Source organism: Polymorphobacter multimanifer, from assembly GCF_014205635.1.
In the GTDB taxonomy this organism is placed as follows: Bacteria; Pseudomonadota; Alphaproteobacteria; order Sphingomonadales; family Sphingomonadaceae; genus Sandarakinorhabdus; species Sandarakinorhabdus multimanifer.
Map to the genome: position 1 here is coordinate 1 of NZ_JACIIV010000052.1, position 8,324 is coordinate 8,324.

An 8,324-nucleotide genomic window follows, 5' to 3' on the forward strand; every position below is an offset into this window, starting at 1 on the left:
GTGCCGGCGCCGATTTCCGCGCGTCGTCCTGTCCGTCGCCTGCGCCGGGCGCGGAGCGGTGCCGGTGCAGCACCGATCGAGGTCAGCATGGACGGCATTTCGGTGCGGATCGGCCGCGGTGCCGATGCGACCCTGATCGCAGCGGTGCTGGACGCGCTGAAGGCGGGTCGGTGACGGGCCTGGGTCCTAACGGTGCTACCCGCGTGCTGGTCGCCACACGGCCGGTGGATTTCCGCAAGGGGATGGATGGCCTGGCGGCACTGGTGACAGCCCAGCTCGGCGGCGATCCGTTCTCAGGCGTCGTCTACGTGTTCCGGGCGAAGAAGGCCGACCGGGTAAAGCTCGTTTGGTGGGACGGCACCGGCCTGTGCCTGATGGCCAAGAAGCTCGAGGCCGGTGCCTTCAGTTGGCCGTCGGTGCATGATGGCGTGATGCGGCTGACCGCTGCCCAGCTCGGTGCGCTGCTCGAAGGACTGGACTGGCGCCGTGTGCACCAGGCGCGGCGGACCAAGGTCCCGCAGCAAGCCGGCTAATGCGTTGATCCTGCGATAAACTGACTCGGTTGTCCGCAAGCTCTCGACGCGCGTGCGCGCGCGTGATTCACTGCCCCTATCATGCTTGCCGAAGCCGATCTCCCCGATGATCCCGAGGTGCTCCGCGCCATGATCGTCGCCGCCAGCGCCGAGACGGCACGGCTTATGGCGAAGGTAGAGCACGCAACGGCGGAGATAGAGCGCATCAATGCCGAAGCTGAGCGCAATGCCGTTGCCAAGGCTGAAGCCGATGCCGAGATCGTGCGGCTGAGCAGCATCATTGCTGCCTTCGCGCGCCACCGCTTCGGGCCCCGCTCGGAGAAGCTCGACGACGATCAGTTCGAGCTGGTGATGGAAGACCTCAGCATCGCCATCGCCAAGGTGGAAGCCAAGCTGGGGTTCACGTCATTTTGGTGCGGAAAGTGACGTTAAGCAAGTCATTGGAATAACTAGATAAATTGGCCTATATACGGACTAACAGACTGATATTGTTGAATATCCTGTTATTTTCGGCTTTGTCTCCAATTTTGAGCTTTGGGAGTGATCTTCAAGGAATAATCGAGGAGCGCATCGCGGTGTAGCTGAAGGTTGAAGCGCAATGTGCCACGCATGTTGATGTGGGCGTGAGCGATGGGGGCGATGCGCGCGAGATGAGTCTGATCGAACTGATCGGGGGCTTCGGTGACAATGGCGTCGATATTTCGGGCGTTCCAGAATATAACCAGATTGGCGATCAGGGTGAGGGCCCCGGATATTGCGGTAAGCTCCTCGTTGGAGCGACCATGTGCTGCGGTAATGGGTCCGTCATGGATGGCGCGCTGCAAGGTATGGACGGCCTCGCCCTGAGCGAGCAGGGCATGGATCGTGCGCCTATACTCTTCGTTGGCCAGATAGTCGCAAAGGTGAATCGTACGCGCAAGCTCGCCGATGGCAGCGCCGGTTTCGTACACAGGATTGCCCTTTGCTGCGCTTCCAAAGCGTTCGATCAACCAGCTTGCACTGCACCAGCCATGTTTCAGCGACGCTGCCACACGTAGAAATTCGTCATAGCCTCGAACAATCGTGCCCGGCGCAACGGAGCACCGGGTGATCGGGATCAGTGCATCGGGTACGGCAAAGCCGCGCGGCAGGTAAAGCTTGCGGTCGGCGAGGCCAGAAGGGCGCACGCACAGGTCGATGCCAAGCGCCTTGCCAATTCCGGCCGCGAAATGGGTATAGCCGTGCGTGTCGACGGCGAGCCGCTCGATGCCTGTATGTCGTAAGGCACCCTCGATTGCAGCACCGGCCTGCCTGGTGCCCAGCAAGATCGGCTGATCCCAGGCGATTGCCCATTGGTCAAGTATGTGGGTGTAGGTACCGACCGATGCTGTCCGGCGTCGGGGGTCAAGCCGGGCAGACCATAGTTTGCGGCTTGTCTCGATACTCATCATGTCGCTGGAGGCGGTGACACCATCACCCCAAAGCTTTGCAACAGGCAGGCGACGAAAATGGTCGAGAACCGTGTTGTTGGCCGCACGAAGTCCGCTTTTTCCATGATCGAGGCTGTGCTCAATCCGGCGGATCATCGCCGCAACCGTGTCAGCAGCGAGACCTGGCACCATCCGCGCCATGTCCGCCGCGCTGAGATCCGAACCCAAGGCCAACAAGGCGGCGTAAAAGGCGATCAGTTCTGCATCGCCCCGCGGAGCGCGCCCGAGCGCTGCATGACTGAAGCGCGTCACGCTATCGGTCTCGACCAGGATGTCGGCAAGCTGGGTTGGACCAATGCGGCCAAAGATGCGGCGACGGACCACGGCAGTGGCAGGGTCCTCGACGTCAGGCTTGATTTTGGGGATGACGAAATGCCCATCCTCGACCCGGACGTCGCCTGCCTTTACGGCTTGGGCCAGCATCGCAAGGCCCGAGCCCAGCCTGGCGCGCAAGCCAGACAGTGCTTGCTCGGGGCCGCCGGGCAATCCGAGCGCGCGGATCAATACCCACTTGTCACGCCGCCATGTCGTATCAGGGATCAACTGATCATCAATGGCGCGATATCGCAAGCTGACCGGGCAATGTGCCTGCCCGTTGCGCAATGTGCGCTTGAGCAACAGCAAAGTCGCGGCCTTGTAGGCACCAAGCGCCTGCCGCCGGTCTGCCTGAGCGATCAGCCCCTGCCAGGTTGCGCCGAACGGATTGACAGTGGCTTGCGGGAGCATCTTGGCGTTCTCGCCGTCGATGCGTGCGAGCGTCGAAAGTGCCAGGGTCAGGGCCGCGTTTCCGCTTACATCGACCCCAATCTCGGTAAAGGCCGCCAACAATTCGCTCACTGCCAAACCTTGCCCCGCAAGCTCTTCGCGGATCAGCGCGACCCGCGTCGTTGGGGCGATGGCTTCCTGCGCGACGAACGGTGCGACGAGTTCAAGCGCGGCAGCGCGAAATCTGCTGTCTTCAAGACTAGCATCGCCCGCAAGCAGCGCCAGATCCTGCGGCAATTGCCGCAGGCGCCGCCACAAGCCTGCTTGCCTGTCTTCTGCACGCTGCCGTGCCTGGCGCCACACATCGGCGGTCCGGTGAAGGGCGACATCCACCCCATGGTCGCCAAGCTCGTGTCGGCGCAGCCGCAAAAAACAGGCAAGCGCCAGCTGGTCCGTGCCCGGCCGCAGCGCTGCCGCCTTGCGATGGCGCAGCGGCATCGCCAATGCGCGCAACGCCGGTTCGGTCAGGCCAAGGTCAAGCCGGTCCGCCCCCATCTCCTTGAGAAACCGCAGCTTGCCAAAATGATCGGCAAGGCCCTTCGGGCGCTTCGACTTCGGGCCAGCACGCAACCACTCGAGCCGGCTGACACCCGGGGACGCTTCGGCGCGAAGCTCGTCAACCCAGCGCGTCGCAGGGACATCGCCGATGATCTGTGACAGACGTTCGCGCAAGCCCGTCTCGAAGTCGCGCCGTACCTCGCGCGCAAGATCCAGCAAAGTCCGCTCGCCCAACTGCAGGCAGCGGTTGTGTTGAAGCCAGCGCCGGGCCTCCCGGACCAATTCACGCTGGACGACCTGAACCGGCACGATCTTGCGCAAATGTGTCTTCAGCTTGCGGCGTCCATGCTCGCTCAGGACACGCAATCCCAGAACCGAGCGTGCAACCTCTTGATGGTCGTAAAGCGTCCGGCGGCGGCGGCGGTACAACGCCCTGATCGACGTCAGTTGCGGCGGCGTCTGATCGAGCTGCCCAGCCACATAGGTCAGCACCGCCGGCGGGATCATTTCCACCGAATTGAGCGCCACACCAGTCATGCGCATATAACCAATCTGGATAGCCACTGCGAGCCGGTTGGTGTCAAGCCGATGTACCTTGATCGCCGCCAAGTCAGCTTCCGCCAGCGCAAAAAATACCGCAATCTCCGCCTCGTCCAGCCCGACCGGGAAATGCTCCCACCCCAGATAGCGCTTCTCCCAATCGCTCACGAATCGCCTCCAGCTGCCTGGCCAGCCTAGCTTTCGCCAAAAATTCTGCAAATAACAGGATATGCAGCAAACTCAGTCTGTTAGCTCAATCGGAAACCGATTTATCAAACCATTCCAACGACTTGCTTAACGTCACTTTGCGCACCAAAATGACGTGGACCCCGGTGAGGCCGGCATGAAAGTTGGGCGTTGAAACCTGCTACTTTGCTGGCATCGGCACAGGAAAGGCGGTGGTGTACTTTACCCGCTCCATTGCAAATCGCGACGTGACATTCTTGAGCGGCAACATCGCAATCAGTTTCCTGTAGAACTCATCATAGGCCGCCATATTGGTGATCGCGATCCGCAATAGATAATCGACCTCGCCCGCCATCCGGTAAACTTCCATCACTTCGGGCAGATCGGTTACCAGCCGTGCAAACCGAAGCAGCCATTCGTCCGAATGGTCGCCAGTCTGGATTTCGACAAACACCGTCAAACCAAGCCCGATCGCATCGGGATCGAGAAGCACCACGCGACGCAGGATTGTGCCGGCAGCCTCCATTCGCTGGATGCGTCGCCAGCACGGCGTTTGTGAGAGACCGACTCGGCTCGCAATTTCAGCGACCGGGAGCGCGGCATCCTGCTGAAGGATCGCCAGGATTTTTCTGTCCACAAGATCCATGCTCCTGCACTCCAAAAATGAGCAAATTCTTCCAAGCCTAGCCCATTGGCGAGCAAGCTCCATCTTATCTTTATGCGTGTGGTTGTGGGGCTCTTGCACTGACATCATATCGACTTCCGTCGCGATGTTAATTGCAGTTCAGCGCATCTGCCTTTGAGCGGAATGAGAAGAAAATGCTCAATTCTCCATCTCAGATAGAGTCCTTCGATACGGCGGACCTTGCTGTGCGCCTGCGCGCCATCGTTGCACGTATACCCACCGGCCTCGTCTTCACCAGCAGCTTCGGCATCGAAGATCAGCTGCTGACACACCATATCCTGCGCCAGGACTTGCCGATTGCAATCGTCTCGCTCGATACCGGCCGGCTCTTTCCCGCCAGCTATGCGCTTTGGCAGAAAACCGAGGAACATTATGGTGTCCGCATCCGGTCGGTTCAGCCCGATGGCGAGGCTGTGGCAGGCTTCGTTGCGCGTTGGGGAATCAATGGCTTTCGTGGCTCGCGCGATGCGCGGCTGGCCTGCTGCCATGCCCGCAAGGTCGAGCCGCTGGCACGCGCATTGGCAGGCGCATCGGGTTGGATAACCGGGCTTCGCGCCGACCAGTCGGGGGATCGCGGCGCCGTGGCCTTGGTCGGCCATGACGAGGCACGCGGCCTCCCCAAGTTCTCGCCATTGTTCGACTGGTCGCGCGCGCAGGTCGAGGCAGGGTGCGCGCAGCTCGACGTTCCCGTAAACCCGCTGCACGCGCAGGGCTTCGTGTCGATCGGCTGCGAGCCCTGCACACGCGCAATCCTTCCCGGCGAATCCGAGCGCGCCGGGCGCTGGTGGTGGGAACAGGATGAAGCTCGGGAATGCGGCCTTCATGTTGGTGCCGATGGCAGACTGGTCCGCGCATGAACACCATCAGCCACCCTGGTCCCCGGCTCAGCCATCTCCAGTTGCTCGAAGCCGAGAGCATCGAGATCATGCGTGAAGTCGTTGCCGAGGCCGAGCGGCCGGTGATGCTCTATTCGATCGGCAAGGATTCCGCCGTTATGCTGCGGCTGGCGCAAAAGGCATTCTATCCCGCACCCCCGCCATTTCCATTGCTGCACGTCGACACGACATGGAAGTTTCGCGACATGTATGCGCTGCGTGACCGTGTTTCCGCCGACACCGGCATGCAACTTATCGTCCATCGCAACGAGGAGGCGGAAAGGCTCGGGATCAACCCGTTCGATCATGGCGCACGCCATACCGACATGTGGAAAACCGAAGGATTGAAGCAGGCACTCGAGCAGTATCGGTTCGATGTCGCTTTCGGCGGCGCGCGGCGGGACGAGGAGAAGAGCCGCGCCAAGGAGCGCGTGTTCAGCTTCCGCTCCCCACAGCACCGCTGGGACCCCAGGAACCAGCGCCCCGAGCTGTGGAACCTCTACAACACGCGCAAAGCGCCGGGCGAGACGATCCGCGTCTTTCCACTCTCCAATTGGACCGAACTCGACATCTGGCAATATATCGCTGTCGAAGACATCCCGATCGTACCCCTCTATCTCGCCGCCCCCCGCCTGACGGTGGAGCGGGACGGGATGATCCTCATGGTGGACGACGAGCGTTTCCGCCTGCACCCAGGCGAGCAGCCCGTCCTGCGTTCGGTGCGCTTTCGCACTCTCGGGTGCTACCCGCTCAGCGGCGCGGTCGAGAGCCATGCAACAACGCTTGCCGAAATCATTCGCGAAACTTTCACCGCCGTGACGTCCGAACGCGAGGGCCGTGCCATCGACCGCGATGACGGAAGCCAGGGGATGGAACGCAAGAAGCAGCAAGGCTATTTCTGAATGCCGATAGCGCAAACTCGGCTCTTGAAGTCCGTCGTGTCACGCGAAGACGAGGCGCGCGCTGAAGTTGCCCGTCATTTCGACGCCGCCGAGCAGAAGTCGCTGCTGCGCTTCATCACCTGCGGCTCGGTGGATGACGGCAAATCGACCTTGATCGGCCGCTTGCTTCACGACTGCCATGCGCTTTTTGACGATCAGGTCGCAACGCTCGCGAAGTCGGAAGTTGGCGTTCCCGATTTCGCGTCGCTGGTCGATGGCCTCGCCGCCGAGCGCGAACAGGGTATCACCATCGATGTGGCCTATCGCTTTTTTGCGACAGAAAGACGCAAGTTCATCGTCGCCGACACGCCGGGCCACGAACAATACACGCGCAACATGGTCACCGGCGCATCGACCGCCGACCTCGCAGTGATCCTCATCGACGCGCGCAAAGGGTTGCTGCCGCAAAGCCGCCGCCACAGCAAGATCGTCCATCTTCTCGGCACCCGCGAGCTGGTGCTCGCGGTCAACAAGATGGACCTGATCGGCCATGACGAGGCGCGTTTCAATGCCATCGTCGAAGATTTTCGAAGCTTTGCCGACAGCATCGGAATCGAGCGGTTCACCGCGATTCCGGTCTCGGGCCTGAGCGGTGAAAACATCGTCCGTCGTTCCGAGGCCATGTCCTGGTATGGGGGGGCCACACTTTTGGACCATCTTGAAACGGTGCCTGTCGTCGACCGTCCGCTGGACGCACCGCTGCGCATGGCGGTCCAATGGGTCAATCGTCCCCATCAGGATTTTCGCGGCTATTCCGGGCGCATCGCGAGCGGGCAGGTTGTGCCAGGGCAAACCGTGGCGGTGCTTCCGGGAGGTCGCCGCGCGACGATTGAAAGGATCGTCACCTATGACGGCGATCTCGACGTTGCCGTTGCCGGTCAATCGGTGACGCTGGTGCTTGATCAAGCTATCGATTGTTCGCGGGGCGACCTGATTGTGGCCGCCGACATTCCTCATGAAGGTCCGGCAAGCGCGCTCGATGCAACGCTCATCTGGATGGCAGATGAGCCGCTCGCTCCGGGCCGCAGCTATTGGCTCAAGACCGGCACGCAACTGCTGACCGCGCGCGTGAGCGGACCACCCACCTCAGCCACGCTTGGCCTCAACGACATCGGCGATGTCAGAATCGCGCTCGACCGCGGCATCCCGCGGATTAGCTATGCCAAGAGCCGCACGCTCGGTGGGTTTATTCTCATCGACAAATTCACCAATGCGACCATCGCTGCCGGTCTGGTGCGATCGTTTCCTGACACCACGAACGCCGGCCCGGCGCGTGATCTGGGCGGCGTCATTGAATGGGTCGCGCCGGCTTGGGCGGGTTCCCATGCCTGGGCAGCAATGCGAGTGGCGCGGCTTCGTGCACGCGGCCGCCCTGCGGTCCTGCTCGACGAGCCGTCCCTCCGGCAGGGTCTGGCGGTGGACTTGCCCCCAACTGCGGCAGGGCAGAGCGAGCTTGTGCGCCGCGCGCGCGAAATTGCCAGGCTGATGTGCGACGCCGGGATACATGTGATTGTCGCAATCGGGGCGACGCCGGACGAAGCGCACCCCGGCCACCGCATCGACCATGAACCGGAAGAGGAATGGCAGGCTGTCGAATGGATTATCTGACTGGCATGCAATAAGCGGGAGCGTATTTGTAGGCAAGAACCGCGCGGGGTTTGCCAGAATTTTCACCCAGCCCATCAAAAACGATAGAAGCCGATGTTTGCAATCTTGAATAAAAGTGTGTTTGATTACTAATACCAAGATCCGATGATCGTGACTCGGGGGGGTTGCGGCGGGCGGCTGGGTTTGATTCAAGATGGCAAACGGACAGGAGTTTGCCATGCCGA

The 8,324-nt window shown here is 61.4% G+C and carries 8 protein-coding genes; 5 read left to right on the forward strand and 3 right to left on the reverse strand.

Annotation, left to right across the window (positions count from 1 at the left end; translation table 11 throughout):
- Positions 1 to 170 precede the first annotated feature (170 nt).
- Together tnpB and FHS79_RS19260 are read left to right on the forward strand one after the other, a co-directional pair.
- Positions 171 to 533, forward strand: coding sequence for an IS66 family insertion sequence element accessory protein TnpB (gene tnpB / locus FHS79_RS18000; protein ID WP_184203150.1), 363 nt, complete (start codon positions 171 to 173; stop codon positions 531 to 533).
- An 81-nt stretch (positions 534 to 614) separates the two neighbouring features.
- Entirely contained in the window at positions 615 to 959 is a 345-nt protein-coding gene (locus FHS79_RS19260) for an IS66 family transposase (RefSeq protein ID WP_184203152.1), read from the forward strand.
- 77 nt (positions 960 to 1,036) lie between these two features.
- Here the strand turns inward: FHS79_RS19260 and FHS79_RS18010 are convergent, their stop codons facing one another.
- Positions 1,037 to 3,973: a Tn3 family transposase gene (locus FHS79_RS18010; RefSeq protein WP_184203154.1), complete on the reverse strand. Its 2,937-nt coding sequence runs from the start codon at positions 3,971 to 3,973 to the stop codon at positions 1,037 to 1,039.
- A gap of 199 nt (positions 3,974 to 4,172) precedes the next feature.
- Positions 4,173 to 4,637: an Lrp/AsnC family transcriptional regulator gene (locus FHS79_RS18015; RefSeq protein ID WP_184203156.1), complete on the reverse strand. Its 465-nt coding sequence runs from the start codon at positions 4,635 to 4,637 to the stop codon at positions 4,173 to 4,175.
- Between the two features lie 173 nt (positions 4,638 to 4,810).
- Here FHS79_RS18015 and FHS79_RS18020 point away from each other — a divergent pair, with 173 nt between their 5' ends.
- From FHS79_RS18020 to FHS79_RS18030, 3 genes are read left to right on the forward strand one after another with little or no spacing between them, the layout of a single operon-like run.
- A complete protein-coding gene (locus tag FHS79_RS18020; RefSeq protein ID WP_184203158.1) occupies positions 4,811 to 5,533 on the forward strand; it encodes a phosphoadenylyl-sulfate reductase in 723 nt (240 codons plus the stop codon).
- Positions 5,530 to 6,453 carry a sulfate adenylyltransferase subunit CysD gene (gene cysD / locus FHS79_RS18025; protein ID WP_184203160.1) on the forward strand — a complete coding sequence of 308 codons (924 nt, stop codon included), beginning with the start codon at positions 5,530 to 5,532 and terminating at the stop codon, positions 6,451 to 6,453. The genes FHS79_RS18020 and cysD overlap by 4 nt, the downstream gene beginning before the upstream one ends.
- 36 nt (positions 6,454 to 6,489) lie before the next feature.
- Complete coding sequence (locus FHS79_RS18030; RefSeq protein ID WP_184203162.1) at positions 6,490 to 8,100, forward strand: GTP-binding protein; 1,611 nt, start codon at positions 6,490 to 6,492, stop codon at positions 8,098 to 8,100.
- Here the strand turns inward: FHS79_RS18030 and FHS79_RS18580 are convergent.
- On the reverse strand, positions 8,093 to 8,324 hold a 232-nt coding region (locus tag FHS79_RS18580), incomplete at its 5' end, for a hypothetical protein (RefSeq protein ID WP_207792446.1). The two genes, FHS79_RS18030 and FHS79_RS18580, sit on opposite strands and share 8 nt — an antisense overlap.

Coding starts and splice junctions, on each gene's coding strand:
- FHS79_RS19260 (WP_184203152.1), top strand. CDS start 615: ATGCTTGCCGAAGCCGATCTCCCCGATGATCCCGAGGTGCTCCGCGCC.
- FHS79_RS18015 (WP_184203156.1), bottom strand. CDS start 4,637: ATGGATCTTGTGGACAGAAAAATCCTGGCGATCCTTCAGCAGGATGCC.
- FHS79_RS18020 (WP_184203158.1), top strand. CDS start 4,811: ATGCTCAATTCTCCATCTCAGATAGAGTCCTTCGATACGGCGGACCTT.
- cysD (WP_184203160.1), top strand. CDS start 5,530: ATGAACACCATCAGCCACCCTGGTCCCCGGCTCAGCCATCTCCAGTTG.